Here is a 26,481-nt window from a genome sequence, read left to right on the forward strand (position 1 = left end):
TATGACCACACTGCTCTCTCTGGCAATTAATATCACGCTACTTAGCGTCTTGTTAGCCATGCTGCTGTGTACGGTGCGCTTACTGCGTGGGCCAACCGCACAAGACCGTGTACTGGCACTCGATACACTATGGATGTGCGCCATGCTGTTTGCCCTAGCGCTGGGCATCCGGTTTGGCAGCGTGATCTATTTTGAGGCCGCGATGCTGATTGCCCTGACGGGCTTTGTATCAACCATCGCGCTTACCAAATTTCTTATGCGTGGCGAGGTAATTGAATGAACCCACAGCTGGAGTCACTGCCGCTATGGGCCAGCCTGCCCATTACCCTGCTATTGCTACTTGGAAGCGCGATTGTACTGATCGGTGCATTGGGCCTTGTTAGGCTGCCGCACTTCTTCCAGCGCATTCACGGCCCCGCCATTACGATCACCCTAGGCACCGGCTCCATTCTGATTGCCTCCATGATCTACTTCTCGGTGCTACAGTCACGACTGGTCATTCATGAGCTATTAATCACTGCCTTTGTGATGCTCACTGCGCCGGTGGTGGCCATGCTGCTGATGCGCACCGCTGTTTATCGTGACCTGCGTGCTCGTGACCGCCGCCCAACCATTAGCGCAAACGAGAACAAGAGCAAGACAACGACCGAGGTTTATCCCTTTTCTGCGAAGGAAGAGCCGTAGCTTCGTGCCACACCGGCCTCTGCGTAGCGGATAGGTTTGGGCACGTTTTACACGTCGCCATGCCGCTTAGTTGGGCGTTCTCAAGTACACTCTCACCTCTGCCTTAAGCTTTAGAGACCCGAGCCAAGCGCCTTTTCAATCATGTTTCAAGTAAAGTATCAGCACTGGTTTGTATACCCTTTAAAATACACTACAGGTAAATTCCCCAAGGGCACGTGTTTATGACTTCCACACCGTTGCAAAATGATCGTTTTCTCCGCGCCCTGGCGCGCCAGCCCGTTGACCGCACGCCGGTATGGATGATGCGTCAGGCAGGCCGCTATCTGCCTGAGTATCGTGAGCGCCGCGCCGATGCGGGCAGTTTTATGGACCTGTGCCGCAACCAGGACCTGGCCTGCGAAGTAACGCTCCAGCCGCTGGAGCGTTACCCGCTGGATGCGGCGATTCTGTTTTCAGATATTTTGACGATCCCCGATGCCATGGGTCTGGGGCTCTATTTTGAAACCGGTGAAGGTCCCAAGTTTCGCAAAACCGTGCGCACCCCGGAAGAAGTGGCGGCGCTAAGCGTGCCCAACGCCGAGCGCGACCTGGACTACGTCATGCGTGCGGTATCGACCATTCGCCGTGAGCTGAACGGGCGCATGCCGCTGATCGGCTTTTCGGGAAGCCCTTGGACGCTGGCAACCTACATGGTGGAGGGCGGTTCCAGCAAAGACTTCCGTCACCTGAAAACCATGCTTTACGATACGCCAGACACCATGCATCAACTGCTGGATACCCTGGCCCAGTCGGTGACCGATTACCTGAACGCGCAGATTCGCGCAGGCGCCCAGGCGGTGCAGATCTTCGATACCTGGGGCGGAGCGCTTTCCACCCCCGCGTACCTGGAGTTCTCGCTACGCTATATGGAGCAAATTGTTTCCGGGCTGATCCGCGAGCACGACGGGCGCCGCGTACCGGTGATTCTGTTCACCAAAAACGGCGGCCAGTGGCTTGAAGACATCGCCTGCGCTGGTGCTGATGCACTGGGTATCGACTGGTCGACCGAGCTCTCCAGCGCCCGTGCCCGTGTGGGCCACAAGGTTGCGCTTCAGGGCAACCTCGACCCTAACGTGCTGTTTGCACGCCCGTCGGCGATTCGTGCCGAAGTCGCCCGCGTGCTGGAAAGCTACGGTCACGGGCCGGGCCACGTGTTCAACCTGGGCCACGGCATCAGCCAGTTTACCAATCCGGATAACGTCACCGCCTTTATGGAAGCGCTGCACGAGTTAAGCCCGCAGTATCACCAAGGCATTCCGGCCCAATCCACCCCATCACAACCAGGAGCCAATTGATGAGCGAATTACGCGGCGACCAGTGGTTCACCGAAGTGTTTGATAGCCACGGCAGCGCCTTCTCGCTGAAGATCTCTGAAAAGCTGTTGGATGTGCAGAGTGAGTACCAGCACCTGGAAGTGTACGCTACCGAGACCTACGGCAACCTGATGGTGCTGGACGGCTGCGTGATGCTCACCGACCGTGACAACTTCCTGTATCACGAAATGATCGCCCACCCGGCACTGTTTACTCATCCGGCGCCCAAGCGCGTGGTGATTATCGGCGGCGGCGACTGCGGCACACTGAAAGAAGTGCTGCGCCACCCGGGCGTTGAAAAAGTCACCCAGATCGATATCGATGAAGAAGTCACCAAGGCCGCAGAGCGTTTCTTCCCGGCGCTGGTGGAAGCCAACGACGACCCGCGTGCTGAGCTGCTGTTCGCTGATGGTGTGAAGTGGGTGGATGACGCTGCCGATGAAAGCATCGACGTGCTGATTATCGACTCTACCGATCCGGTCGGCCCCGCCGAAGGGTTGTTCAAGACTGACTTCCTTAAGCGCTGCCACCGCATTCTGAAAGCCGATGGCGTGATGGTACAGCAGAGCGAATCACCGCTTTATCACAGCGGCTCGATTATTCGTGAGCTGCGCCATGACATGCGCGAAGCGGGCTTTGCCAGTGTCGCCACACTGCCCTTCCCCCAGCCGGTTTATCCTTCCGGCTGGTGGAGTGTGACGCTTGCCGGTAAAGGCACCAACGTGGAAACCTTCCGCGAAGAGGCTGCCGCTAGCCACAAAATGCCGCTACAGTACTACACAGTGGATGCCCACCGGGGCGCCCTGGCGCTGCCACCGTTCATGCGTAAAGCGTTCGGCTGACGTTTATTTGAATAGCACGCCAGTAAGCGATGAGGCCGGGCACTGCTCGGCCTTTTTTGTGTCACCACGTTAAGGAACCAACAATGAAAACCCTTAAATGGATAAGCATTGGCGCGTGCGCCCTGGCCCCGACGGTTGCCTTGGGCACCACGTTAGAAACCGTTCAATCCCGCGATAGCGTACGCTGCGGGGTGAACGCCGCCCAGCCCGGCTTCTCCTCACTGGACGATAACGATACGTATCGCGGCCTGGACACCGATGTCTGCCGCGCGATTGCCGCGGCGGCATTAGGCGATGCCAGCAAGGTTGATTTCGTACCACTCGATTCGGTGGAACGCTTTACCGCCCTGCAATCCGGCGAAGTGGATCTGCTCTCGCGCACGACGACCTGGACCTCTAGCCGCGATACCACCCAAGGTATGCACTTTACCGGAGTGAGCTATTACGATGGCCAAGCATTCATGGTCGCAAGCGACCTGGGCGTGCAAAGTGCCGAAGACCTGGACGGCGCGGCGGTGTGCACGCAGTCAGGCACGACCAGCGAGCTGAACCTTTCAGACTATTTCCGTGTTAACGACATGCACTATGACGCAGTGGTGTTTGATTCTCCCGAACAGTCGATTGCCGGTTTTGAAGCCGGGCGCTGCGACGTCTTAAGCTCCGATGCTTCTCAGTTGTATGCCCAACGCATGCAGCTTGCCAACCCCGACATGGCGGTAGTGCTGCCCGAGATTATTTCCAAGGAACCGCTTGGCCCCGCCGTACGCCAGGGCGATGACCAGTGGTTCAATATCGTAAAATGGTCGCTGTTTGCCATGCTCAATGCTGAAGAACTGGGTGTCTCAAGCACCAATATTGATGAACACGCGGATTCCGATAATCCAGATATTGCCCGCCTGCTGGGCCAGGACGGCAGTTTTGGTGAAGGCATGGGACTCAATGACGACTGGGCTTACCAAATCGTCAAACAGGTGGGCAACTACGCCGAAATGTATGATCGCAACGTGGGCGTGGACTCTAACTTCAATATTACTCGTGGTTTAAATGCTCTGTGGCGCGATGGCGGCATTCAGTATGCCCCGCCCATTCGCTAGGGCTTACCGGTCAGCTGTCTGCCATCAACCATCGGTTGTCGCACCAAAACAGCGCATGCGGCAACCGTTTCTATTTTTTTGCACCTAAACTTTCGTAGAAGCAGAATCATTTTGCGTTGAAAAGCGCTGAATTTGGCGTTGTACCCACATTGGCATCTTCCTTGCTAGCTTTATATGTCATGCCTTCGCATGCATAACAATATTAATCGAGGAAGGGAATTACCATGTTGAACAAGAAACACTGGGTATTACTGGCCTCTGCAGGCGCCATCACACTGACAGGCGCCACTAACGCTAACGCAGCAACACTTGAAGAAACCATTGAACGTGGAGCCGTGCAGTGTGGCGTCAGCGACGGTTTGCCAGGCTTTTCAGCACCCGATGGTGATGGCAACTGGCAAGGGCTGGATGTCGATGTTTGCCGTGCGGTCGCCGCTGCCGTGCTGGGTGATGCGGATGCCGTCAACTACATCTCTCTCAATGCCGTTGAGCGTTTCACTGCGCTGCAGTCTGGCGAAGTCGATTTGCTTTCTCGTAACACGACCTGGACCACCACCCGCGATACCACGCTGGGCCTGAACTTCGCAGGCGTCAACTTCTACGACGGTATCGGCTTTATGGTTAGCCGTGACCTGGGCATCGGCGGTGCTGATGAGCTGGACGGTGCGGCGATCTGTATCCAAACGGGCACCACCACCGAACTTAACGTGGCCGATTACTTCCGCGCCAACGATATGGAATTTGATCCTATCGTGTTTGATACCTCAGAGCAGACCGTGGGCGGCTTCCAGGCTGGCCGCTGTGACGTTCTAACCTCGGATACTTCTCAGCTGGCGGCGCTGCGCATTCAGTTAGATGACCCGGATGGCGCCGTCATTCTGCCCGATATCATTTCCAAGGAGCCGCTGGGCCCGGTGGTTCGCCAGGGCGATGACACCTGGTTCAACATCGTGAAATGGTCACTGTTTGCCATGCTTAATGCTGAAGAGTACGGCGTGACCAGTGAAAACGTAGAGGAAATGACCAGCTCCGAAAACCCCGACATCGCCCGCCTGCTTGGCCAAGACGGTAACTACGGTGAAGGCATGGGGCTTGACGCTGACTGGGCTTACAACATTATTAGCCAGGTCGGTAACTACGCCGAAAGCTTTGAGCGCAACGTTGGCATGGACTCACCGCTTGAGATTGAACGCGGTGCCAACGCGTTATGGAACCAGGGTGGTTTCCAGTACGCACCGCCGATTCGCTAAGCGTCTCGCTTGACCCGGCCCGTCGCGCTTAGCAGATGAGTGCCGACGGGCCATTTGATTGACCTTCCGTGTAGCGGAGACGCCACCCATGTCCGTAAGACCCAACACTCGCCCCGCTGGCCACAAGCCACCGTTTTGGCGAGACCGTGCCAAACGCGCACTTGTTTTTCAGCTGCTTTTAACGGCAGCCGTTGTCGTATTTTTGCTGTATATCGTCGGCAATACTCAGGACAACCTATCCGCCCGGGGTATCACCACCGGTTTTGGCTTTTTAAATAACACCGCAGGCTTTGGTATCGTACAAAGCCTGATCGACTACTCCTCTCAGGATACCTACGGCCGCACCTTTTTGGTGGGCTTGCTCAATACGCTATTGGTCGGCGCCTTGGGTGTGGTGGCCGCGACGCTGATTGGCTTTATTGTCGGCATTGCTCGCCTGTCGCCCAACTGGCTACTGGCACGCCTGGCCACCGCCTATATCGAAACTTTCCGCAATATCCCGTTACTGCTACAGATTTTTTTCTGGTACTTCGCCGTGCTGCGCACGCTACCCAGTGCAAGGGACAGCCTCTCGTTTGGCGAGGTTATTTTTCTTAACGTGCGCGGTCTGTATCTGCCTGAGCCGCTTTTTGAGTCAGGCTTTGGGATGATTCCAGCGACCTTTATCGTCGCGATTATCGCCAGTATTGCGCTGTGTGTGTGGAACAAGCGTCGCCAAGAGGCAACCGGTAAACGCATCCCAGCCGGGTGGATATCGCTTGCGCTGATTCTGGGGCTGCCGCTGCTGATTACGGTCGCCACCGGCGTACCGATCACCTGGGATATTCCGGAACTGCGCGGCTTTAACTTCCGCGGTGGCTTTACCGTGATCCCGGAATTTCTGGCGCTGTGGCTGGCACTTTCCATCTATACCGCCGCGTTCATTGCTGAAATTGTCCGTTCGGGTATTCAGGCCATTTCCCATGGCCAGACCGAAGCCGCCCAGGCACTGAGCCTGCCGCGTAACCTGGTGTTGCGCTTAGTGGTCATTCCGCAGGCGCTGAGGGTCATTATTCCGCCCCTCACCAGCCAGTACCTGAACCTGATCAAGAACTCCTCACTTGCCACGGCCATCGGCTACCCCGACCTGGTCTCCGTGTTTGCGGGCACCACGCTTAACCAAACGGGGCAGGCCATTGAGGTAATCGCCATGACCATGGCGGTGTATTTGACCATCAGCCTGTTGGTTTCCATGTTCATGAACTGGTTCAACGCCCGCGTAGCGTTGGTTGAGCGCTAGGCGCCGGTGAGGATAGCTTTATGATTCATAATCAAACAATGATTGATCAGCGGCCTGCCCCCAGCAATACCCTGGGGCCCGTGGCCTGGCTGCGCGCCAACCTGTTCAGCGGCCCGCTCAATACGCTGTTTACGCTGGTAGGGCTGTACGTTCTTTACCTGCTTTTGGTACCGACCATTCAGTGGGCGTTCATCAACGCCGATTGGGTAGGCACCACCCGGGACGACTGCTCGCGAGAGGGCGCCTGTTGGGTGTTCGTTAATGCGCGCTTTACGCAGTTCATCTATGGGCTTTACCCGCGTGACGAGATCTGGCGCGCCAATATTGTGTTTGGCGGCTTTTTCTCCCTGATCGCCTGGCTTGCTATCCCGCGCCTGCCATTCAAGCGCTGGGTAGCCGTGTTTGCCTTGGTGGGCTTTCCCATCGCGGCCTACGTATTGCTTCACGGCGGCTACTTTGACCTGCCACGCGTACCTACCCATCGCTGGGGCGGTTTGATGTTGACCCTGCTGCTGGCATCTGTAGGCATGATCGGGGCGCTGCCGATTGGCATCGTGCTGGCTCTGGGGCGGCGCTCTAACATGCCCATCGTGAAAAGCTTCTGTGTGATTTTCATTGAGTTCTGGCGCGGTGTACCGCTAATCACCGTACTGTTCATGGCCTCGGTGATGCTGCCGCTGTTTCTACCCTCTGGTATTAGCGTTGACCGCTTGGTGCGGGCGCTGATTGGCTTAACGCTGTTTCAAAGTGCCTACATGGCCGAGGTCATTCGTGGCGGTCTTCAGGCGATCCCCAAGGGCCAAGAGGAGGCCGCCGCGGCACTGGGCATGACCTACTGGAAGCGCATGGGCCTGATCGTTTTGCCCCAGGCGCTGAAGATGATGATTCCAGGCATCGTGAATACGTTTATCTCGCTATTTAAAGACACCACGCTGGTCATGATCATTGGGCTGTTTGACCTGCTGGGGATCGTGCAGGCGGCGCTTTCCGACTCCAACTGGCTGGGCTTTTCGCTGGAAGGCTACGTGTTTGCCGCGTTTGTGTTCTGGATTTTCTGTTTCAGCATGTCGCGCTATAGCCAGTATCTGGAACGCAAGTTGAACACCGGCCACAAGCGCTAACGCCGCTTTTTCAAGAATTTGAGCAGGATTTAATCATGACACAAGCAGCCACCAACCTCTCTGGCAACAGCATGTCTAAAAGCACGTCTGACCTAATGGTCGAAATGCGCGGCGTTAACAAGTGGTATGGCGACTTTCACGTACTGCGCGATATAGATTTCGAAGTAAAACGCGGCGAGCGGATCGTTATCTGTGGCCCGTCCGGTTCGGGTAAATCAACGCTGATTCGCTGCATTAATCACTTGGAAGAGCACCAGCAGGGCGATATCGTAGTCGGCGGGGTGCCGCTGACCCAAGACGTAAAACGTATTGAGCAGATACGCCGCAGCGTGGGTATGGTGTTTCAGCACTTCAACCTGTTCCCCCACCTGACAGTGCTGGAGAACTGCTGCATCGCGCCCATGTGGGTTCAAAAGAAGCCGCGCAGGGAGGCCGAAGAGCAGGCCATGCGCTACCTGGAGCGCGTACGCATCGCCGAGCAGGCTCAAAAGTACCCCGGCCAACTCTCCGGCGGCCAGCAACAGCGCGTGGCGATTGCCCGCTCGCTGTGCATGCACCCGGATGTGATGCTATTTGATGAGCCTACCTCGGCACTCGACCCGGAGATGATCAAAGAGGTGCTGGACGTCATGGTCGAGCTTGCCGAAGAGGGCATGACCATGCTCTGCGTGACCCACGAGATGGGCTTTGCCAAAACCGTCGCCGACCGAGTGATTTTCATGGATCAGGGGCAGATCATCGAAGAAAATGCGCCGGAGCCGCTCTTCAATAACCCGCAGTCCGAGCGCACCCAGCTGTTCCTGAGCCAGATCCTGGGGCACTAAGGCATACGGGGAGGCGCGATCTAAGGCGCGCCCACTTGGGTAATGCTGGCCGGTAACAGAGCAGGCTGCTCACGGTGTTGGGTGAGTGGCCTGTCTTGCAAGGCGGTCAGCAGTATCTGTAGCGGGTCGCCGTGACTAACGACCAGGATGGTTTCTCCCTCGCACTGCTGCTCCCGCTCCTCTATCACCGCCATCATGCGCGCAGCCACCGCGCTCACAGCCTCCACTTGGTGTGAAGTGTGGTCGGCATTCTGGGCATCCAGCGCCCACACATCCGGATAACGCTCGTCCGAGCCGCCCTCCAACTCACCGAAGGAACGCTCTCTAAGGCGCCTGTCGGCCGTCATCGTAAGCTTAAAGGCCTCGGCCACGCGGGCAGCCGTTTGGGTGGTGCGCAAAAAATCAGAATGCACCACCTGCGTTGGCACCGGCCAGGCCCATGCATGCACGGCGCTCGCCAGTTGCTGCTCGCCGATAGTGGAGAGTCCAAACGCTTCAACACCCCGCCCGGGACTACTGATAATCAACGCTTGCTGGTTTGCCTGGCTATGACCATGACGCATCAACAGGTAACGATTACGCCAATGGTAGGAGGCGGCAAGAAAAGTGTTTGACATAACTTTGTAACAAACCCTAGATTGAGAGTGTCGATTTTCGAAAAATAAATATTTTGATGGCTAAATGTACATTTTCGAAACACTTGACGCCTTTTGATCATGGCACAAAGTATATAAAAGAACATCATTAGCCTGCTGAGCAACTGCAAGAACACAAAAATAATTCATGAATGAGGCCCCTTATGACTTCCATGACGTTTTGCAAGCGTCCGCTTGCCCTACTGACCACAACTACGCTCTTGGCACTGCTTTCCAGTCATGCCTACGCCGAATGCGAACGCGGCGACCTTGATGCGCTTTACTGTGACGAAAACTCCGATATGGTCGCGGACCGTCCCGCCGATGAGGCGCAATGGCTAAATCCCGACACGCTTATCTTTGCCTATACCCCGGTGGAAGATCCAGCCATCTATTCCGATATATGGCAGCCCTTTATCGACCACCTGTCAGAGGTGACCGGCCGCGATGTGCGCTTCTTCGCCGTTCAGTCCAACGCGGCCCAAGTGGAGGCAATGCGCAGCGGGCGACTGCATATCGCGGGCTTTTCTACCGGTCCCACGCCCTTTGCAGTCAACCTGGCAGGGGCAGTTCCCTTTGCATTAATGGGCTCAGATAGCGGCCAGTTTGGCTATACCCTACAGCTTTTCACCCACGCAGACTCCGACATCCATGAACTGGAAGACCTGAAAGGTAAACGGGTTGCCCATACATCACCCACTTCTAATTCAGGCAATCTGGCGCCTCGGGCACTACTGCCTGAACTGGGTATAACACCTGACGAAGATTACGAAGTGGTCTACTCTGGCAGCCACGACCAATCCATGTTGGGCGTCGTGGCGCGCGATTACGACGCCGCCCCAGTGGCCTCGGAAGTGGTTGATCGAATGGCCGCGCGCGGGCTTTACGACACCGACGACGTCCGCATGATTTTTGAATCCGACCGCTTCCCCACCACCTCCTATAACTACGCCTACAATCTGCACCCGGACCTGGTCGAGAAGATCGAAGAGGCCTTCTTCAGCTTCGATTTTAAAGGCACAGAGCTTGGCGAAGAGTTTGAGGGTGTCGAGAAGTTCATTCCCATCAATTACAAGGATAACTGGCAGGTAATTCGCACCATCCAGGCTGCCAATGGCGTGAGCTATACGCCTGACAATCTGGAAGAGTAAAACGTACCGCGCCCGCGTGGCGCGGTTTGTTAGCTACCGATGGAAGCGAAAACATGCTGGAAATCAAGAATCTGGTCAAACGGTATGGCCGCGACAAAGCCGTGCTGGAAGGTCTCGACCTGAAGGTTGAGGGCAATAGCGTGGTATCGATTGTGGGCGCCTCCGGCGCCGGTAAAAGTACCATGCTGCGATGTATCAATCGCCTAGTGGAGCCGACCTCCGGCTCCATTACTCTCAACGGTACCGAGCTTGTGCATCTCAGGGGCGCTGACCTGCGCCGTGCGCGCCGCAAGATCGGCATGGTGTTTCAGGGCTTCAACCTGCTGGACCGCCTGACGGTAATGGAGAACGTGCTGGCTGGGCGGCTGGGCTACGTGAATCTCTATCAGGCAATTACCCGCCGCTACCCGCAGGCGGATATTGAGCGCGCATTTATGCTGATGGAGCGTGTGGGCATTGCCCACTACGCCAACAAGCGCGCCGATGAGCTTTCCGGTGGCGAGCGCCAGCGGGTAGGCGTGGTACGGGCGCTGATGCAGGAGCCCGACGTGTTGCTGGCCGACGAACCCACCGCCTCGCTTGACCCGCGCACCTCCGAGCAGATCATGATGCTACTGCAGAGCTTGGCAAGCGAGCTTTCACTGCCGGTGCTGATCAATATCCACAACGTGGCCCAGGCCAAAACCTACACAGAGCGCATTGTGGGTTTGCGCCACGGCAAGATGATTTTTGATGGCGTGCCAAGTGATTTCAATAAAGACGCGCTGGACGCCATTTACGGCGGCATCGAAGCACCGGACGATGCGATAAGCGACGCCCCATCAGAGGAGCGCGCCCATGACCCCGCCTGAGGCTTCATCCAGCACGCCGCGCACCTGGAAGAAACCGCCGTTCATTGCCAATCCTCTACTTCGCTACGGGCTGATCATCGTCGTGGCAGTGTATCTGGTGTGGGCATTTGGTTCGCTACCGTTCAACTGGGCGCGCATCTCTGAAGGATTGCCCCGCGCCGCACGTATCTTCAGCGGCGGCTTTCCACCCAACCTCGAGCGCTACGAACTTCTCCTGACCGGCTTCAAGGAGAGTTTTCAGATCGCCATTTTGGCCACGCTACTGGGCGTCTTCCTGTCGATCCCTTTTGCCGTGATGGCGGCGCGTAATATTGCGCCCATGCCGATCTACCTGATTGGCCGTGCAGTCATCATTATCTCGCGTAGCTTTCACCCGGTGATCGTGGCGATTCTGTTCGTTGCCGCCGTGGGGTTTGGCCCACTGGCGGGCATCTTGACGCTCACGCTCTACTCCATCGGCTTTGTCGGCAAGCTTCTGGCCGAGGAGATCGAGGAGATAGACTGGGGCCAAGTAGAGGCCATGCGCGCCGCTGGCGCCGGGTATCTGGCCACGCTCTTCTACGCCGTATTCCCGCAGATTCTACCGCGCCAGGTAGGGCTTTCCATGTACCAGCTGGACAGCAACCTGCGGGCGTCTGCCGTGGTGGGTATCGTGGGTGCCGGCGGCATTGGCGGCACGCTGATGAACGCCTTCGGGCGCTATGACTATGACTTCGCCTTTGCGATCCTGCTGGTCATCATCGCGGTCATTTTACTCAGTGAAGGTATCAGCGGCTGGGTGAGGAAAAAAATATGGTAGATCATGCACAGAAACTCGCCGACCACGTTTGGCAACGTTTTGATCGCAAGGAACGTCTTATTCGCTTTGCCGTGCTGCTCATCACTCTGATGGTGGTGGTATGGGCGGTTCGCGATATCGATATCTTCTGGCCCTGGGTGTGGGATGCGCCCAACCAGATTTCCGGGCTGGGCGCGCGCATGTGGCCCCCCAGCGCTGCCGGGCTTGGCAATATCGTAAATGCCCTGATCGAAACGGTACACATAGCCACGCTTGCCACCTTCCTGACCATTTTTCTGGCATTGCCGGTGGCCTATATCGCCGCACAGAATACTACGCCCAACCGGGCCTGCCTGTGGCTGGGGCGGTTCATTCTGGTTTCCAGCCGCTCGGTGAACACCATCATCTGGGCGCTCTTGTTCGTGGCGATCTTCGGCCCCGGCGTGCTGGCAGGCATTCTCGCCATTGTGTTTCGCTCTATCGGGTTTATCGGCAAGTTGATGGGCGAAGCAATCGAAGAAATCGATAAGCGACCGGTCGAAGCCATGGAAGCCACCGGCGCCTCCAAGGCCAAGGTAATTGTCTATGCCATCGTGCCCCAGGTGATGCCAGCGTTTTTCGCCATCGTGATCCTGCGCTGGGATATCAACATTCGCGAATCTACCGTGCTGGGACTGGTGGGCGCAGGCGGGATCGGCGTCATTCTGCAGGGTGCCATTGATACCTTTGCCTGGCCTACCGTGGCGACCATTCTGATCGCAATTATTGTGCTAGTGCTGATTGGTGAAGCAATAACCAGTCTCTTACGACGTAAAGTGCTCTAGTTTGACCGAATGCCAAACGCTTGCCATGGTTAATATATCCCTAACGGCATGGAGGACGTTGACTGATGACAACCTATATCGTGGTAGCGGATGCCGCTCGAGCACGCATTTTCACTCGTGACTTTCTTCATCTGAAGGAGAAAGAGAGCCTGGTTCATGCCGAAGGGCGCCTGCATGAGGGGGATCTGATTACAGACAGTGCAGGCGCGGATGTACATGAGTCCATGTCATCGAGTTCACGTTCGTCTGCCGAAGGGGGGACAGCGTTAAAACATGAGAACGAGCTGTTTGCCAAAGAGGTGGCTCAATGCCTTTATAATGCCCGCGTCAATAACAGTATGGAAAAACTGATTATCGTCGCACCGCCCAAATTCCTGGGCCTGCTGCGCGAAAAGCTTGATGCGCCAACCCAGAAACTGGTACTCCATACGCTCTCGAAAGATCTTAGCAAAGCATCACTTAACGACATCCAGGAAGCCGTTAGCGACATGCGGTAAATAATTTCTGGCAATGATGGGGTTTCTACTAAAGTAGTGGTCGCTTTCGCCGATAAGCTAATCACCCTTACTCCGTATGCAGCAGCGCATACGGTTGCTTATCGACAAAGAGAGCGATCATGTTTTCCTCCCTTCGTGTACGTATTCTTCTGGCCGCTCTTGCAGCGATCACCCTTGGCTTGATAATCAATGGCGTGGTCAACTACGCAACGGTAAAACATCACAACGATGAACAGATAGCACGTAACCTTAAAGCGGTGGTCAGCGGCAATGCCAAAGCCTTGAACGAGTGGTTTAACGCTCGACTGGATATGCTGGAAAGCATGGAAACAGCAGCCACCAGTAACGCCCCCGGCCCGGCACTTCGTCAGCTCCTTACTTCAGGTGGGTTTATTTCCACCTATATTGGCTACCCTGGGGCGGGAGAGATTACCTATGATAACGACTTTCAGCCCCCAAGCGGCTACGACGCACGAGAACGCCCTTGGTACAAAGCGGCAGTAAGCACACAAGAAGCGATTATTACCGCGCCCTATATTGACGCTCAAACTCGCGAGCTGGTGGTCACGTTCGCTCGCCCGTTCTACCTGAATGGTGAACTGACTGCCGTGGTAGGTGCTGATATTCCTATCAGCAACATCGTCGAGACAGTGACAGGCATTTCGCCGACCCTTTCAAGCTTTGGCTTTCTCACCACCCACGATGGCACGCTGGTCGCCCACCCCGATGCTGACTTGATACTGACGCCTGTGTCAGCCATTAACGAACAGCTTACGGCAGGCTCCATCAATCAATTAATGGGCGCTACCACGCCTCTGCCTCTTGCCCTGCAAGGCGACAACAAGCTATTGCTAGGCCACGTGATTGGCGGTGAAAACGGCTGGCGCCTTATTGTCGCGTTGGACGAGTACGAAGCCACCGCAGGATTACGCGCCATTGCTACCTCTTCCCTTATTATCCTGGTGGTGGTCGCGGTTATAACGGCGCTCGCCTTTGGCCTACTGCTGTCGCTGCTGCTGCGCCGCCTGTTGGGTGTGCGTAACGCCATGGACAATATCGCCTCTGGTGAGGGGGACCTGACCCAACGCCTGCCTGAAGAAGGCAACGATGAAGTCACCCAAATCGCCCACTCTTTCAATCGATTCGTCGCCAGAATGGATGAGGTGATGCTGACCATTCGCGATAGTAGTCAGTCGGTACAGACCGCCGCCAATGAAATTTCCATGGGCGGGCAGGACCTGTCTCGCCGCACCGATAATGCCGCATCCAGCCTGCAACAAAGCTCGGCATCTATTGAAGAGATTACCAGCACCATTGAACACACGGCAGAGGCTGCACAACAGGCCAACCAGCTTTCGATGAATGCCTCTGAAGTGGCCAACAAAGGCGGTCAAGTAGTTGATCAGGTAGTGGCCACCATGGGCGACATCTCGGCAGCGTCGCATAAAATCAGTGATATTGTGTCACTGATGGATGGCATTGCTTTCCAGACCAACTTGCTAGCCCTGAATGCCTCCGTTGAAGCAGCCCGTGCCGGTGAACATGGTCGGGGCTTTGCGGTCGTGGCGGATGAGGTTCGTAAGCTTGCACAGCGCAGCAGCGATGCTTCCAACGACATCAAAACGCTGATCGATACCTCACACCAGACGGTCACCAACGGCACCGAACTTGTTCAAAGCGCCGGTGCCACCATGCGTGACATTGTGGAGAGTATTACCCGTGTCACCGATGTGTTGGGTGAGATTGGTGCCGCCACGCGCGAGCAGAGCGACGGCATCCATCAGGTTAATATCGCGGTGGCTGAGCTTGACCGCATGACCCAACAAAACGCCGCGATGGTGGAAGAGTCCACTACCGCCGCCGAGCATCTAAAAGAGCAGTCACTGCGCCTTTCCGATGTCGTTGGCGGTTTCACCCTATCAAACGGTTCAGCATCCCAACATGGCCGGCTTATACCGCCCTCTCCCACCCTCGCGTCACGCCATCGCTAATCACGGCATGGCTAGTCACGACATAACCAAGTGCTGAGGGCAATAAAAACCATGAATTTCAAGTCAGTCCGTACGTTAATTACCCTCCTGGTAGGCGGCTGTATCTTGCTGGTGGTGGCGGCATTGGCCGCCTACTCACTGGTTGCCAATGAGCGCTCTCAGGCGGTGGTAGAAGACCAGACCAAAGAGCTGCTTGAGCGCAATATCGAAGCACGCTTAACGGCGGTTGCCTCAGCGCAGGCTGAGCTTATCCAGGGCCAGTTTGAAAAAACCCTCAAGATTGCCGAAAATCTGGCCGCCACCAATGCCATGCTGGGACAGCGGGATAACAACGGCCGACCGGCACTGAACCTCAGCCGCCGTGAAATTTCGCTGCTGGTACGCCAAACGGTGATCACCAACCCCGAAATATTGGATGCCTATATCGGCTGGGAACCAAACGCCTTTGGTCTGGATGCGCGGTTTGCCGGGCGCGAGGGTCTTGGCTACGGTGACGATGGCCGTTTCCAACCTTGGTGGTATCGCACCGAGAACGGTGATTTAGCCGCGCTTCCTCTAGGAGAGACTATGGAGAGTGAGGCTATTCAGGCAAGCGGCGTGCGCAGCGGCGAGTACTATCTATGCCCGCGTGAAACGCTAGCCCCCTGTATCGTTGACCCGGCGCAGTTCGATTACGACGGCAAGCTCACGTTGGTCACCTCGTTCAATGCCCCTATCGTTGTTGATGGAGAGTTTCGTGGCGTTGCAGGCGTTGATTATACGGTCGACTTTATTCAGTCGATACTTAACGAGGCTAACCAAACGCTATACAGCGGCGCAGGCGAAATAGCACTTATCGCCTCACAGGGAGGCATCACGGCCTACACCAGCGATGCCTCCCTGGTTGGAAAATCAGCAAACGAAGCCTTTAACCCCTCCCTACAGGCACATATTCGCAGCGCCCAACAGGGCGACGTGGTCCGTAACGTTGACCAGGCGCAGGGGATGATCGAACTCTATTGGCCCTTTACCATCGGCGGTACTGAAACGCCTTGGGTATTGATGCTTCGCTTACCCGAGCAAGCCGTGTTTGCTGGCTTAAACAACATGCAGGAGCAGATGCATGAGCAACGCACGGCCTCCATGTTGAGCATGCTGGGCATGGGCCTCGTCATCGCGTTTCTGGGCTTGCTGGCCAGTTGGGTGTTGGGCAGCAGCATTTCTCGCCCGCTGCGAACCCTCGCCGAGCGTATGCGTGACATTGCCTCAGGCGATGGCGACTTAACCCAACGCCTACCAGTGCGTGGACGCAATGAAAGCGCCGAACTTGCCATTCAGTTCAACGCCTTTGCGGTCAAGATCCACGATGTACTGGTGGATGTACGCGCCAGCAGTGAATCCGTTCACCATGCCGCCAGTGAGATTACCCAGGGCGGCCAGGACCTTTCACGGCGCACCGACCAGACCGCGGCCAGCTTGCAACAAACGTCCTCGGCCATGGAGCAGATCAGCAGCACCGTCGGCCATACCTCCAGTGCCTCCCAGGAAGCCAGCGGGCTTTCTCAGACAGCGTCACAGCTGGCCTCGCGGACCAACTCGGCGTTTGAGCAGGTGGTGGTCACAATGGATGACATTCGCACTACCTCGGCTGAAATTCAGGAAATTGTAACCGTGATTGACGGCATCGCCTTCCAGACCAACCTGCTGGCCTTGAACGCGTCGGTAGAGGCGGCGCGTGCGGGTGAGCATGGCCGTGGGTTTGCGGTGGTCGCCGATGAGGTCCGCAAACTGGCGTCTCGCAGTAGCGACGCCGCCGCAGATATCCGCCAGCGCATTGATGCCTCAACGGGCAAGGTGGAAAGTGGCACCCAGTTGGTCCGGAGCGCTGAAACGGCCATGCATGAGCTGGCGGAAAGTGTCACACGCGTCACCCAAATGCTGGCCGAGATAAGCACCGCGGCAAGCGAGCAGAGCGACGGCATCAGCCAGGTCAGCATCGCCGTGACCGACCTGGACCAGATGACCCAGCAAAACGCGGCGCTGGTAGAAGAGTCCACTACGGCTGCCGAGCAGCTCAAGGATCAGTCTGAACGGCTCTCGACATTAGTCAGTGGCTTTACGCTTGAAGCCAGCAACACTTCTTCTCGCCATCAGTTGCCGCCTCCACCCTCTTCGTCCTACTAACCCATCAGTGGCGGCGATAGGTTGCTATATCGCCGCCGTATTGGGTGGATACCGGTTATATCCGCGCCATTGAACATCCAAAGCCGACGAGCGAAGATATTACACTCACGAAGGCCTTACCCCTTGCTTTCCTTATTAATGAGGCTCTACTCATGCTGTCGTCCCTACGCTTGCGCATTCTGGTAATCACGTTGGTTGTGATCACTCTGGCGTTAACCATCAACGCTTTTGTCAGCTATTCGACCCTACAAACTCATAACGACGAGCAGGTCGCCCAGCAGCTCGAATCCATCGCACAGGGTAACGCGCTAGCCATTGAGGAGTGGGTGGCCGCCCGTGCAGCCATACTGGAAGCAGCGCGCACGCCGGTGATTGATAACGACCCGCTCGCACCGCTGGTGCAGCTAGCGGAATCTGGCGGGTTTCTGGCGGCGTTTTTTGGCCAGCCTGATGGCAGCCATCTCTCGTCCGATGGCTGGATACCCGGTGATGATTATGACCCGCGCCAGCGCGACTGGTACCAGGCGGCGGTGGCCCAGGATGGCACTATCGTTTCGCTACCCTACGTGGATGCCAACAGCAATCAATTGGTCGTTACGTTCGCAACACCGGTCAAACGCGATGGCCGCCTTTACGGCGTCATCGGCGGTGATGTGGTGATTGATAATCTAGTTAGTCAGGTCAACGCTATTCAACCCACCCCATCAAGCTTCGCTTTCCTGAGTAGCGGTGGCGAGACGGTGATTGCGCACCCTGATGCGGCGCTAACGCTTGCGCCGCTAAGCCAAATCAGCAACGCCTTAACGCCTAGCGCCCTTCAACGACTGAGTGCCACCCAGGGCGCTTGGGAGCCTATTGACGTAAGCGGCCAGACCAAACGTTTGTCTGTGACGTCTATCGCCGGTACCAACTGGGAGCTAGGTGTCGCGCTTGATGAGCATGAAGCGACGTCTGGCCTGCGCGCTATTCTGAGCTCTTCGCTGATCACCCTGTTAGCAATCATCGCCGTGACGGTGCTGCTGCTAAGCCTGTGGCTCAAACGTGCTTTTTCTGGCCTTGAACGAGCGCGGGACGCGCTGGACGATATTGCCAGCGGCGAAGGGGATCTGACTCGTCGACTTCCCGAGCATGGGCGTGACGAAGTCGCTCAGATAAGTGGTGCCTTCAACCGTTTTGTCGGCAAAATGGAAGCTGTGTTGATCGATGTACGCACCAGCAGCGTATCGGTGCATCACGCAGCGAATGAAATCGCCATGGGTGGTCAGGATTTATCCCGCCGGACCGACAACACCGCGGCCAGCCTGCAGCAAACGTCGGCGTCTATTGAAGAGATCACCAGCACCGTACAGCACACCGCTGCCTCGGCTCAGGAAGCCAACAAGCTCTCGCAGACCGCCTCAGAAGTCGCCAATGAAGGCGGCCAAGTGGTCGCGAATGTTGTCACCACCATGGAAGACATTACCCGCGCGTCCGATAAAATCGGTGACATCGTTACCTTGATGAACAGTATTTCGTTTCAGACCAACCTTCTGGCACTCAACGCCTCGGTGGAAGCCGCCCGCGCAGGCGAACATGGGCGTGGTTTTGCAGTGGTCGCCGAGGAAGTACGCAAGCTGGCCAGACGCAGCAGCGAAGCGGCCAACGATATCCAAAAGCTGATCGAAGATTCACAAAGCAAGGTCAATAACGGCACCACGCTTGTTCGTAATGCGGGGGTCACCATGAAGGATATTGTGGCCCACATCACACGCGTCTCGGACGTACTAGAAGAGATAAGAGCGGCCACCAGCGAGCAAAGCGACGGTATCAACCAGGTCAACATTGCAGTTGCCGAACTGGACCGCATGACCCAAGAGAACGCCGCCATGGTGGAAGAGTCCACCACCGCCGCCGAGCAGTTAAAAGAGCAGGCTGATCATTTAGCCACCACCATTGGCAGCTTTAAATTATCGCAGCACGCATCAGCGCCCCTGGCATTACACTCGCCCAACGCGGTGACCGAGCATTGAGCACTTAAGGCACCGGCGGCAGCTCAATATCGTCACTGCGTTTAGCGCCTGCGGTCATTTCACGACACAGGCGCAGGAACTCACGCACGCCCGTGGTGAGGTATTTATGGCGGTGCCAGATAAAGGTGAACTGACGCTTTAAATCCAACTCCGGCGTGGGAAGCGGTACCAGGCTTCCCCGCCGGAAGGCATCGCGTAGCGCTAGCCGCGAGACACAACCGATGCCAAGCCCCGACTCTACCGCCCGCTTAATCCCTTCCGTATGCTCCAGCTCCAGCAACGTATTAAACCGGCTGCGCCGGTGGCGTGCGGCGTGCTCTAGTGTCATGCGGGTGCCTGACCCCTCTTCACGCATGATCCAGTCTTCGCGCAGCAGCTGTTCAAGTTCGAGGTGCTCTTTTCCCGCCAGTGGGTGGCGCGGCGAGCAGAAAACACACAGCTCATCCTCAACCCAAGGCTGGCTGATGATCATTTCGTCATCGCACTGGCCTTCGATCAGACCCAGGTCCAGTGAGTGCTGGCGCACGCCCTCAATAATATGGCGCGTATTACGTACCGAAAGGCGCACCCGGCTGCCTGGGTAACGCTGCATAAAATCACTGATCAGAAGCGTTGCCAGGTAGTTGCCAATGGTTAGTGTGGCCCCCACGTCCAGCGCCCCAACGCCTTGCTGGCCACGAAGAAGCTCTTCGATCTCCTCGCCGCGATCAAGCAACGCTACCGCCTTGGGCAACAGTTGAAAGCCCAGCGCATTTAATTTTAACCGCTTTCCCATGCGGTCAAGCAGTTGGCAGTCGAACTGGCGCTCAAGCTCGGCAAGCGCCGTGCTGGTAGCCGATTGAGACATGGCCAGCGCACGCGCCGCTTGCGAGACGCTCTCGTGCTGAGCAACCGCGACAAAGACTTCCAATTGCCGAAGGGTATAGTGCATACAGGGCCTATATCGATTTTAAAGATAAGTGTTATCAATATAATTCGCTTAACAGATATACCACCTTTACTTAGAATTGATGACAACATATTTCATGATTTTTTATTCTTTTAAAGAATATAGATGCTGTGATTTCCTGCCAGCATCGCTATAGGGAGACATTGGTATGAGTAAGTTTGCTCTGGAAGAAGTTCTCAGCGTTCACCACTGGAACGATACCCTGTTTAGCTTCCGCACTACACGTGAGCGCAGCCTGCGCTTTAAAACCGGCCAGTTTGTCATGATCGGTCTGGAAGTGAACGGCAAACCGCTAATGCGTGCTTACTCCATCGCCAGCCCGAACTATGAAGATCACCTTGAGTTTTTCAGCATCAAGGTGCCCGATGGCCCGCTGACCTCACGCTTACAGCATCTGAAAGTAGGCGATCAAATCATGGTCAGCCGTAAGCCGACCGGTACGCTGGTGTGCGACGACCTGCTGCCGGGTCGCAACCTGTATATGCTCTCGACCGGAACGGGCCTTGCACCGTTTATGAGCCTGATTCAGGACCCGGAAGTCTATGAGCGCTATGAGAAAGTCGTGCTGGTACACGGTGTGCGTGAAGTGTCTGAGCTGGCCTACGCTGATTTTATTACCAAAGAGCTGCCTGCCCACGAGTATCTGGGCGAAGATATCACCAATAAGCTGGTCTATTACCCCACGGTAACGCGTGAAGAGTTCCATACCATGGGCCGCTTAACCGACCATATCCGCAGCGGTAAAATCTTCGAAGATACCGGCCTTCCACCGATCGACCCGCGCCAGGACCGCGCCATGATTTGTGGCAGCCCCGCAATGCTGGATGACACCAGCGCGCTGCTGGATGAGCTGGGGTTGAATATCTCACCGCGCATGGGTGAGCCTGGTGACTACGTGATTGAGCGTGCGTTTGTTGAGAAGTGATGGATTGGCGAGGCGTGAAGAGCGAGGTGTGAATAGTCGAACCTGATCACTGCCCTCTCATACGTCACTCGCTGATAAAAAGCCCTGCGGAGATACTCCGCAGGGCTTTGATTCATGACTTACTACTTATCCCTCACGACTCACCCTTCACCCGCTTAAACCGCGTCTTTACCCGTTTCGCCGGTACGAATACGAATGACCTGCTCAAGCGGCATCACAAAGATTTTACCATCGCCGATTTTACCCGTGTTGGCGACTTGGGTAATCGCATCAATTACCTGCTCAACCATATCGTCATCGACAGCGACTTCCAGCTTCACTTTGGGCAGGAAATCCACCACGTACTCAGCGCCACGATAAAGCTCCGTGTGGCCCTTTTGACGACCAAACCCTTTTACTTCTGTGACAGTAATGCCCTGCACGCCGATATCGGAGAGCGATTCGCGTACGTCATCAAGCTTAAACGGCTTGATAATGGCTGAGATCAATTTCATTGCGACATCCTCTAGCTTGGTGGCCATTGTCTTGTCTATTGGGTGCGGCGAAAGCCAGCCACCTCTGGTGCTAAGCATACACCGCTACAGGCGGAGAATAAAAAGGCCTTCCTCGAAAGGAAGGCCATAAGGAGCACGCCAGCTCACTTGCTTAGTATTATGCTTATTTCTTAACGCTAAACTCAGGGTAGGCTTCAAGACCACATTCCGCGATATCCACGCCTTCATACTCTTCTTCTTCGCTCACCCGGATGCCCATGATGGCTTTCAGCACCAACCAGACCACCAGGCTTGTCAGAAACACCCAACCGAAGATGCCGGCAATACCCATCATTTGAGCACTGAAGGACGCGCCATCATTGGTGATAGGCACCGCCAGCACGCCCCAGATACCCGCCACGCCGTGAACGGAAATAGCACCGACCGGATCATCCAGCTTGAGCTTATCAAGCGATACAATCGCTACGACCACAATGGCACCGCCCACCGCACCGATAATGGTGGCACCTAATGCCGTTGGCGAGAGCGGGTCAGCGGTAATCGCCACCAGGCCTGCCAGCGCACCGTTAAGCGCCATGGTCAGGTCCGCTTTACGGAACCACAGTTTGGCCAAGACCAGCGCGGCAATCACACCGCCAGCAGCGGCCGCATTGGTATTGGCAAACACTTGAGCGACATTGTTGGCCGACTCGATATCCGAGACTTTTAGCTCAGAGCCACCGTTGAAACCGAACCAACCCATCCACAAAATGAACGTACCCAGCGTTGCCAACGGCATGTTGGCACCGGGAATGGCATGGATAGCGCCATCTTTACCGTACTTACCTTTACGCGGCCCCAGAATCAGCACGCCTGCCAGAGCAGCGGCAGCGCCTGCCATGTGGACGATACCCGAACCGGCATAATCCGAGTAACCCACGCTGCTCAGCCATCCGCCACCCCAGGTCCAGTAGCCAGAAACCGGATAGATAAAGGCGGTCATGACCACAGCGAAGGCCAAAAAGGCCCATAGTTTCATGCGCTCAGCGACCGCACCGGAGACAATCGACATGGCAGTAGCCACAAAGACAACCTGAAAGAAGTAATCAGCGCGCATGGAGTAGTACGGCGCACCTTCGCCACCCGCCAGCACTGAATCTACGCTGTGCTCAGTACCCAGCAGAAAGCCCAGGCTTGGCAAGAAGCCACCTGCGCCGCTGGAGTACATGAGGTGATACCCCACCAGCAGATACATGGTGCAGGCAATCGCAAACAGCGCGATGTTTTTCGTCAGAATTTCGGCGGTGTTTTTAGCGCGCACCATGCCTGCTTCAAGCATGGAGAAGCCTGCGGCCATCCACATGACCAATACACCGCACATCAAGAAGTAAAACGTGTCGAGCGCGTAGCTCAGATCAGCCAGTTCGTTCATTTGTTAGTTCCCCGTTGAACTACGAAGTAGCCCGGTAAGCCCCTGTTTAAACGGCATCAACGCCGCGTTCACCGGTACGAATTCGGATAACATCGTCGAGCGGCGTAACGAATACTTTGCCATCGCCGATTTTTCCACTGTTGGCGGCATTGCAAATGGCATCCATCACGCTTTCCAGGCGCGCATCGTCAACCGCCACTTCTACTTTTACCTTGGGCAGAAAATCGACCACGTACTCAGCACCCCGGTAGAGCTCGGTATGCCCTTTCTGACGCCCAAAACCTTTTACCTCTGTCACGGTAATGCCCTGCACGCCGTTGTCGGCCAGTGCTTCGCGGACATCGTCAAGTTTGAATGGCTTAATGATGGCGGTGATGAGTTTCATCCCATATCTCTCCTGCTGATAAGTCCTGCTAGATAAGTCCTGCTAGATAGCTAGCGGCATTGCCGCTGAAAATGGCGATGCTCTACTAATGCGCATACCGTGCCATTAGCTAATTTCTTATTAATTTTTAGTGGTTTAACAAAAAATAAGGCGCTTTTACGCACACCCCAAGATCGCGAAAGGCGTAGGACGCAACCGATTGCACCAAAAAAGAACCGGCACGAACGGTTGGCGCACCATGACTGGGCAACGAGATAAACGAATAAATGCACCAATGCCATACGCAATACATGCGTACTGGCGGCGGGTTGCGTATCCTTAAAATAGTGCCCACTTTTAAAGCATCATTATTTAAGGAGAGAACCATGACGCCCCAGGACCGTATTAGCCGTTTGGCACAACAGATTGGCGACCGCTTACAAAATGCGTCACAAGCGCCCGAAGATATTCAGAAAGGCGTTCAACAGGTGGTTCGTGGTGCCTTTGATCGGCTGGAGCTCGTATCGCGGGAAGACTTCGATATCCTGATGGACGTTCTACAGCGCACGCGTTCGCGGGTAGAAGCCCTGGAGAGGCAAGTAGCGCAGTTGGAAGCTACGATGGAAGCGAGTCAGCCTGAGAAGCACCTACCAGTCGCTACTGCGGCGACCAATAACGTTTCGCCCCGGGCTGAAACTGCCGACGCGAAAAAGCCCGCACCGGATAGTGATCTGCAAGACGATAAGTAGCGCTACGGCTTTTTTAACAGCCAGTCATCACCAGAGATGAGAACATCTATCATTGCGTTTCATGCCGCCAATGGTAGGATCACGGTTAACAAAACCTGTTCTCTGGAGAACCCATGAACCGTACTGCCTTGTTAAGCGCCGGCCTTTTGAGCGGCGCTTTTCCTATGCTCGCCTTTTCTCAGTCTCAGATACCGCCACAAACTGAAAGTATCTCACAGGAAACCATGGTGGTAGTTGGCTCGCGCGCACCTACGCAGATCAGCCAGATTCCTGGTGCGGTTTATGTGGTCGAAGGTGCCGAGCTTCAACAGCAGATCAACTCAGGAGCCGATCTGAAAACGTCGCTAGGCCGACTGGTACCGGGGCTTGATTTTGGCCCGCAAGGGCGCACCAATGCAGGGCAGAATATGCGCGGGCGCAGCGTTCAAGTATTGATTGACGGCATTTCACTGAATAACTCACGCGGCTTGTCGCGCCAGTTCGATGCCATTGACCCGTTCAATATCGAGCGGGTCGAAGTACTTTCCGGCGCCACTAGCCTGTATGGCGGTGGTGCCACGGGCGGGCTGATCAATATTATTACTAAACAGGGTGAAAGCGGCCGCCCACATTTCGAAACCCAGGCCAGCGTGACCAGCGGCTTTAACCATAGTCATGATCTTGACCGGCGCCTCTCTCAGTCAGCAAGCGGTGGCAACGAAACGGTGCAGGGGCGTATTGGCGTATCTCTGGTCGAAAATGGTCGCCAGTACGATGCTCATGGCGATGAGATCTTTCCAGATATCGCCCAGAGCGATCTGCAGGACAACCGTAGCCTGGATATTTTAGGCAATGTGCGCGTTGAGCTAAGCGACGAACAAACGCTGATGCTCAGTGGCCAACTTTACGAATCAGGCAAGCAAGGTGACCGCGGGGTTTACTATCCAAACTTGGCGACTGCTGCGCCTAATCTTAACGATGCCAATATCCGTGACGGCTTTGCCGCCGACCGCGACCCGCGCACCGACCGCAAGATGTTCAGCGTCAACTACCATCATGCCAATCTGCTGAACCAGGATTTCTATCTCCAGGCTTTTCATCGTGAGGAGGAATCCAGCTTCCATCCCTTCCCTTACGCAGCCCAAGACGGCGGCTACTACTTTGCGGCCTCTCAGCAAAATACCACGTTAAGTGGTTTGAAGGGGCTCTTCTCGGCAGATTTGACCGACAGCCTCAACCTAACCTACGGCGCCGATATGGATCGAGAATCCTTCGATGCCACGCAAATGCGTTTTGACCGCGCGGCAAGCGATGCGTCAGGCGGCCTTATACAACGAGCCGACCGCGTAACACCGCGCTATCCAGGTTTCGATATCGACACAATAGCCCTATTTGCCCAAAGCGATTGGTGGATCACCGATCAGTTACAGCTTAGCAGCGGCATTCGCCACCAGCGCATGGATGTGGATATCGACGATTACAATAACGTACCCGGCGGTTCAAGCAACTACAACGTCACGCTATATAATATCAGCACCCTGTACGACTTCGATAACGGCCACCAAAGCTGGCTCGGCTATTCAGAAGGTTTTGAGCTACCCGACCCGTCTAAATACTACGGAAAAGCAGGGCAAACCGTTGCTGACAACCCGCTGAATGGTATCAAGACCCAGCAGATGGAACTGGGCTGGCGCTACCGTGGCGGCGACTGGATAACTCAAGCTGCGGTTTACTACGCCTGGTCGGATACTGCCATGGAGCTTGATAGTGACTTAAACATCGCTCAGGTCGACGACGACCGCCGCGATTACGGCCTGGAAGCGTCGGTCACCCGGTTTATCGGTGACCATTGGGAAGTGGGCGGTACATTAAACACCCTCGTTTCAGAGAGTAAGGAGAATGGCAGTTGGCAGGATCGTGGCATTACCGTATCGCCTTATCCTTCTCAGGATAGCCTGACCACTCATATCGCCTGGTCAGACAATGATCGAACGCTGCGCCTTCAGAGCAACCATGCACGCGATTACAAGGACAGCGACGGTGACCGCATTGATGGCTTCACCACCTTTGATGTGATCGGCAGCCAAAACACCGACTTTGGCACCATGAGCCTGGGCATCAGCAACTTGACCGATGAGCAGTACTCAACGCCTTGGGGGCAACGCGCTGTGGGTTTTTATTCACCCACCTACGGTCCGGAATACCTCTACGATTACCAAGGTCGTGGCCGCACATTCACGCTGAGTTGGTCACTGGATTACTAAG

General features: G+C 55.8%; 25 protein-coding genes. 20 read left to right on the forward strand and 5 right to left on the reverse strand.

The window, feature by feature from the left end; genetic code table 11:
• Position 1: 1 nt before the first annotated feature.
• The 9 genes from ACT3T6_RS15725 (at position 2) to ACT3T6_RS15765 (ending at position 8,446) form a co-directional block, all read left to right on the forward strand.
• Positions 2–280: a K+/H+ antiporter subunit F gene (locus tag ACT3T6_RS15725; protein WP_087110601.1), complete on the forward strand. Its 279-nt coding sequence runs from the start codon at positions 2–4 to the stop codon at positions 278–280.
• Entirely contained in the window at positions 277–684 is a 408-nt protein-coding gene (gene mnhG, locus ACT3T6_RS15730) for a monovalent cation/H(+) antiporter subunit G (RefSeq protein WP_193054089.1), read from the forward strand. Before ACT3T6_RS15725 ends, mnhG begins: the two co-directional genes overlap by 4 nt.
• Before the next feature lie 221 nt (positions 685–905).
• On the forward strand, positions 906–2,018 hold the full coding sequence (gene hemE / locus ACT3T6_RS15735; RefSeq protein ID WP_193054090.1) for a uroporphyrinogen decarboxylase: 1,113 nt from the start codon (positions 906–908) through the stop codon (positions 2,016–2,018).
• Complete coding sequence (gene speE / locus ACT3T6_RS15740) at positions 2,018–2,878, forward strand: polyamine aminopropyltransferase (RefSeq protein WP_193054091.1); 861 nt, start codon at positions 2,018–2,020, stop codon at positions 2,876–2,878. Before hemE ends, speE begins: the two co-directional genes overlap by 1 nt.
• A gap of 83 nt (positions 2,879–2,961) precedes the next feature.
• Positions 2,962–3,972, forward strand: coding sequence for an amino acid ABC transporter substrate-binding protein (locus ACT3T6_RS15745; protein WP_193054092.1), 1,011 nt, complete (start codon positions 2,962–2,964; stop codon positions 3,970–3,972).
• 224 nt (positions 3,973–4,196) lie between these two features.
• Positions 4,197–5,222: an amino acid ABC transporter substrate-binding protein gene (locus ACT3T6_RS15750; protein WP_193054093.1), complete on the forward strand. Its 1,026-nt coding sequence runs from the start codon at positions 4,197–4,199 to the stop codon at positions 5,220–5,222.
• Between the two features lie 88 nt (positions 5,223–5,310).
• The gene (locus ACT3T6_RS15755) at positions 5,311–6,501 is read left to right on the forward strand and encodes an amino acid ABC transporter permease (protein ID WP_193054094.1); all 1,191 of its coding nucleotides are present in this window, start codon (positions 5,311–5,313) and stop codon (positions 6,499–6,501) included.
• 20 nt (positions 6,502–6,521) lie between these two features.
• The gene (locus ACT3T6_RS15760) at positions 6,522–7,622 is read left to right on the forward strand and encodes an amino acid ABC transporter permease (RefSeq protein ID WP_193054095.1); all 1,101 of its coding nucleotides are present in this window, start codon (positions 6,522–6,524) and stop codon (positions 7,620–7,622) included.
• Positions 7,623–7,717: 95 nt separating this feature from the next.
• Complete coding sequence (locus ACT3T6_RS15765) at positions 7,718–8,446, forward strand: amino acid ABC transporter ATP-binding protein (RefSeq protein WP_193054108.1); 729 nt, start codon at positions 7,718–7,720, stop codon at positions 8,444–8,446.
• A 20-nt stretch (positions 8,447–8,466) separates the two neighbouring features.
• Here ACT3T6_RS15765 and ACT3T6_RS15770 read toward each other — a convergent pair whose 3' ends face one another.
• The gene (locus ACT3T6_RS15770) at positions 8,467–9,063 is read right to left on the reverse strand and encodes a histidine phosphatase family protein (protein ID WP_193054096.1); all 597 of its coding nucleotides are present in this window, start codon (positions 9,061–9,063) and stop codon (positions 8,467–8,469) included.
• 182 nt (positions 9,064–9,245) lie between these two features.
• On the opposite strand from ACT3T6_RS15770, the gene phnD reads away from it, so the two are divergent.
• The 8 genes from phnD (at position 9,246) to ACT3T6_RS15810 (ending at position 19,345) form a co-directional block, all read left to right on the forward strand.
• Entirely contained in the window at positions 9,246–10,232 is a 987-nt protein-coding gene (gene phnD, locus ACT3T6_RS15775; RefSeq protein ID WP_172116907.1) for a phosphate/phosphite/phosphonate ABC transporter substrate-binding protein, read from the forward strand.
• Positions 10,233–10,285: 53 nt separating this feature from the next.
• The gene (phnC, locus tag ACT3T6_RS15780) at positions 10,286–11,083 is read left to right on the forward strand and encodes a phosphonate ABC transporter ATP-binding protein (RefSeq protein WP_172116906.1); all 798 of its coding nucleotides are present in this window, start codon (positions 10,286–10,288) and stop codon (positions 11,081–11,083) included.
• Positions 11,070–11,882 (forward strand): phosphonate ABC transporter, permease protein PhnE, encoded by an 813-nt coding sequence (gene phnE, locus ACT3T6_RS15785; protein ID WP_193054097.1) that lies wholly within the window; start codon positions 11,070–11,072, stop codon positions 11,880–11,882. The genes phnC and phnE (ACT3T6_RS15785) overlap by 14 nt, the downstream gene beginning before the upstream one ends.
• Positions 11,876–12,685, forward strand: coding sequence for a phosphonate ABC transporter, permease protein PhnE (gene phnE, locus ACT3T6_RS15790; protein ID WP_172116904.1), 810 nt, complete (start codon positions 11,876–11,878; stop codon positions 12,683–12,685). The genes phnE (ACT3T6_RS15785) and phnE (ACT3T6_RS15790) overlap by 7 nt, the downstream gene beginning before the upstream one ends.
• Positions 12,686–12,750: 65 nt before the next feature.
• Positions 12,751–13,182 (forward strand): host attachment protein, encoded by a 432-nt coding sequence (locus ACT3T6_RS15795; RefSeq protein ID WP_172116903.1) that lies wholly within the window; start codon positions 12,751–12,753, stop codon positions 13,180–13,182.
• A gap of 119 nt (positions 13,183–13,301) precedes the next feature.
• Entirely contained in the window at positions 13,302–15,173 is a 1,872-nt protein-coding gene (locus ACT3T6_RS15800; RefSeq protein WP_193054098.1) for a methyl-accepting chemotaxis protein, read from the forward strand.
• A 51-nt stretch (positions 15,174–15,224) separates the two neighbouring features.
• A complete protein-coding gene (locus ACT3T6_RS15805; RefSeq protein ID WP_193054099.1) occupies positions 15,225–17,336 on the forward strand; it encodes a methyl-accepting chemotaxis protein in 2,112 nt (703 codons plus the stop codon).
• A 152-nt stretch (positions 17,337–17,488) separates the two neighbouring features.
• A complete protein-coding gene (locus tag ACT3T6_RS15810; RefSeq protein WP_193054100.1) occupies positions 17,489–19,345 on the forward strand; it encodes a methyl-accepting chemotaxis protein in 1,857 nt (618 codons plus the stop codon).
• 4 nt (positions 19,346–19,349) lie between these two features.
• Here the strand turns inward: ACT3T6_RS15810 and ACT3T6_RS15815 are convergent, their stop codons facing one another.
• Positions 19,350–20,276: a LysR family transcriptional regulator gene (locus ACT3T6_RS15815; RefSeq protein WP_087110560.1), complete on the reverse strand. Its 927-nt coding sequence runs from the start codon at positions 20,274–20,276 to the stop codon at positions 19,350–19,352.
• Between the two features lie 166 nt (positions 20,277–20,442).
• Between ACT3T6_RS15815 and ACT3T6_RS15820 the strand changes: the two genes are divergently transcribed.
• A complete protein-coding gene (locus ACT3T6_RS15820; RefSeq protein WP_087110558.1) occupies positions 20,443–21,219 on the forward strand; it encodes a ferredoxin--NADP reductase in 777 nt (258 codons plus the stop codon).
• A gap of 155 nt (positions 21,220–21,374) precedes the next feature.
• Here the strand turns inward: ACT3T6_RS15820 and glnK are convergent, their stop codons facing one another.
• From glnK to ACT3T6_RS15835, 3 genes are all read right to left on the reverse strand, one after another.
• On the reverse strand, positions 21,375–21,713 hold the full coding sequence (glnK, locus tag ACT3T6_RS15825) for a P-II family nitrogen regulator (RefSeq protein WP_027337179.1): 339 nt from the start codon (positions 21,711–21,713) through the stop codon (positions 21,375–21,377).
• Between the two features lie 163 nt (positions 21,714–21,876).
• A complete protein-coding gene (locus tag ACT3T6_RS15830) occupies positions 21,877–23,124 on the reverse strand; it encodes an ammonium transporter (protein ID WP_193054101.1) in 1,248 nt (415 codons plus the stop codon).
• A gap of 46 nt (positions 23,125–23,170) precedes the next feature.
• The gene (locus ACT3T6_RS15835; RefSeq protein ID WP_172116897.1) at positions 23,171–23,509 is read right to left on the reverse strand and encodes a P-II family nitrogen regulator; all 339 of its coding nucleotides are present in this window, start codon (positions 23,507–23,509) and stop codon (positions 23,171–23,173) included.
• Between the two features lie 365 nt (positions 23,510–23,874).
• On the opposite strand from ACT3T6_RS15835, the gene ACT3T6_RS15840 reads away from it, so the two are divergent.
• Together ACT3T6_RS15840 and ACT3T6_RS15845 are read left to right on the forward strand one after the other, a co-directional pair.
• Positions 23,875–24,237 carry an accessory factor UbiK family protein gene (locus tag ACT3T6_RS15840; RefSeq protein WP_193054102.1) on the forward strand — a complete coding sequence of 121 codons (363 nt, stop codon included), beginning with the start codon at positions 23,875–23,877 and terminating at the stop codon, positions 24,235–24,237.
• A gap of 113 nt (positions 24,238–24,350) precedes the next feature.
• Positions 24,351–26,480, forward strand: a complete 2,130-nt coding sequence (locus ACT3T6_RS15845; RefSeq protein WP_193054103.1) for a TonB-dependent receptor — start codon at positions 24,351–24,353, stop codon at positions 26,478–26,480.
• The last annotated feature ends 1 nt before the right edge of the window (position 26,481 follow it).

Source organism: Halomonas sp. 72, from assembly GCF_052379785.1.
In the GTDB taxonomy this organism is placed as follows: Bacteria; Pseudomonadota; Gammaproteobacteria; order Pseudomonadales; family Halomonadaceae; genus Vreelandella; species Vreelandella citrativorans.

Excerpts from the sequence above, each read along its gene's own strand:
- ACT3T6_RS15805 (WP_193054099.1), top strand. The coding sequence starts at position 15,225 with ATGAATTTCAAGTCAGTCCGTACGTTAATTACCCTCCTGGTAGGCGGC.
- ACT3T6_RS15765 (WP_193054108.1), top strand. The coding sequence starts at position 7,718 with ATGGTCGAAATGCGCGGCGTTAACAAGTGGTATGGCGACTTTCACGTA.
- ACT3T6_RS15835 (WP_172116897.1), bottom strand. The coding sequence starts at position 23,509 with ATGAAACTCATCACCGCCATCATTAAGCCATTCAAACTTGACGATGTC.
- phnE (WP_172116904.1), top strand. The coding sequence starts at position 11,876 with ATGGTAGATCATGCACAGAAACTCGCCGACCACGTTTGGCAACGTTTT.
- ACT3T6_RS15845 (WP_193054103.1), top strand. The coding sequence starts at position 24,351 with ATGAACCGTACTGCCTTGTTAAGCGCCGGCCTTTTGAGCGGCGCTTTT.
- ACT3T6_RS15830 (WP_193054101.1), bottom strand. The coding sequence starts at position 23,124 with ATGAACGAACTGGCTGATCTGAGCTACGCGCTCGACACGTTTTACTTC.
- ACT3T6_RS15800 (WP_193054098.1), top strand. The coding sequence starts at position 13,302 with ATGTTTTCCTCCCTTCGTGTACGTATTCTTCTGGCCGCTCTTGCAGCG.
- ACT3T6_RS15820 (WP_087110558.1), top strand. The coding sequence starts at position 20,443 with ATGAGTAAGTTTGCTCTGGAAGAAGTTCTCAGCGTTCACCACTGGAAC.
- ACT3T6_RS15750 (WP_193054093.1), top strand. The coding sequence starts at position 4,197 with ATGTTGAACAAGAAACACTGGGTATTACTGGCCTCTGCAGGCGCCATC.
- ACT3T6_RS15770 (WP_193054096.1), bottom strand. The coding sequence starts at position 9,063 with ATGTCAAACACTTTTCTTGCCGCCTCCTACCATTGGCGTAATCGTTAC.
- mnhG (WP_193054089.1), top strand. The coding sequence starts at position 277 with ATGAACCCACAGCTGGAGTCACTGCCGCTATGGGCCAGCCTGCCCATT.
- ACT3T6_RS15755 (WP_193054094.1), top strand. The coding sequence starts at position 5,311 with ATGTCCGTAAGACCCAACACTCGCCCCGCTGGCCACAAGCCACCGTTT.
- speE (WP_193054091.1), top strand. The coding sequence starts at position 2,018 with ATGAGCGAATTACGCGGCGACCAGTGGTTCACCGAAGTGTTTGATAGC.
- ACT3T6_RS15745 (WP_193054092.1), top strand. The coding sequence starts at position 2,962 with ATGAAAACCCTTAAATGGATAAGCATTGGCGCGTGCGCCCTGGCCCCG.
- ACT3T6_RS15810 (WP_193054100.1), top strand. The coding sequence starts at position 17,489 with ATGCTGTCGTCCCTACGCTTGCGCATTCTGGTAATCACGTTGGTTGTG.
- hemE (WP_193054090.1), top strand. The coding sequence starts at position 906 with ATGACTTCCACACCGTTGCAAAATGATCGTTTTCTCCGCGCCCTGGCG.
- phnD (WP_172116907.1), top strand. The coding sequence starts at position 9,246 with ATGACTTCCATGACGTTTTGCAAGCGTCCGCTTGCCCTACTGACCACA.
- ACT3T6_RS15795 (WP_172116903.1), top strand. The coding sequence starts at position 12,751 with ATGACAACCTATATCGTGGTAGCGGATGCCGCTCGAGCACGCATTTTC.
- phnC (WP_172116906.1), top strand. The coding sequence starts at position 10,286 with ATGCTGGAAATCAAGAATCTGGTCAAACGGTATGGCCGCGACAAAGCC.
- ACT3T6_RS15840 (WP_193054102.1), top strand. The coding sequence starts at position 23,875 with ATGACGCCCCAGGACCGTATTAGCCGTTTGGCACAACAGATTGGCGAC.
- ACT3T6_RS15815 (WP_087110560.1), bottom strand. The coding sequence starts at position 20,276 with ATGCACTATACCCTTCGGCAATTGGAAGTCTTTGTCGCGGTTGCTCAG.
- glnK (WP_027337179.1), bottom strand. The coding sequence starts at position 21,713 with ATGAAATTGATCTCAGCCATTATCAAGCCGTTTAAGCTTGATGACGTA.
- phnE (WP_193054097.1), top strand. The coding sequence starts at position 11,070 with ATGACCCCGCCTGAGGCTTCATCCAGCACGCCGCGCACCTGGAAGAAA.
- ACT3T6_RS15725 (WP_087110601.1), top strand. The coding sequence starts at position 2 with ATGACCACACTGCTCTCTCTGGCAATTAATATCACGCTACTTAGCGTC.
- ACT3T6_RS15760 (WP_193054095.1), top strand. The coding sequence starts at position 6,522 with ATGATTCATAATCAAACAATGATTGATCAGCGGCCTGCCCCCAGCAAT.